1 protein-coding gene is annotated in these 541 nt (G+C 39.4%); it reads right to left on the bottom strand.

The window, feature by feature from the left end; all coding sequences use genetic code 11:
- Window positions 1-278: 278 nt before the first annotated feature.
- Window positions 279-541, bottom strand: a 263-nt coding sequence (locus tag L950_RS34730) for a hypothetical protein (protein WP_231577867.1), incomplete at its 5' end; no start/stop codon positions are given.

The following is a 541-nucleotide window of genomic DNA, read 5'->3' as shown; positions in this document are numbered from 1 at the left end:
TAAGGTTATATTCCTTTAATCGCACCATATAGGAATTAAACAATTTGGTTGGTTGGGTTGTATTTGATGACTTTGATTCCTTTAAATCGCACCATGTAGGAATTGAAACCTCAAGCCGTACCAACTAAGGGAATGAGCTTGCTATCTTTAATCGCACCATACAGGAATTGAAATATAACAGGGATGACACAACACGCCTGCAACGTGATCATTTAATCGCACCATATAGGAATTGAAACTAGGCTGCTGTTGACGTTCTTAGAATTCCCCCTTTTCCTTTAATCGCAGCATATAGGAATTGAAACGATGGTATGATGAGAGTTGCAGGAACGGTTGCGGTCCTTTAATCGCACCATACAGGAATTGAAACATGTATTTACTGAACAAGTCATACATTTCTTTTCCGCCTTTAATCGCACCATACAGGAATTGAAACTCAGTTGACTTGTGATCAACCTCTTGTTTATCTGACCACCTTTAATCGCACCATACAGGAATTGAAACATGTATAAAGGTGACACCATGAAGTCGGTGTATAGCC

Origin of the sequence: Sphingobacterium sp. IITKGP-BTPF85 (genome assembly GCF_001006065.1) — a bacterium.
Taxonomy (GTDB): domain Bacteria; phylum Bacteroidota; class Bacteroidia; order Sphingobacteriales; family Sphingobacteriaceae; genus Sphingobacterium; species Sphingobacterium anhuiense.
This window is presented reverse-complemented; position numbering and strand designations above follow the sequence as displayed.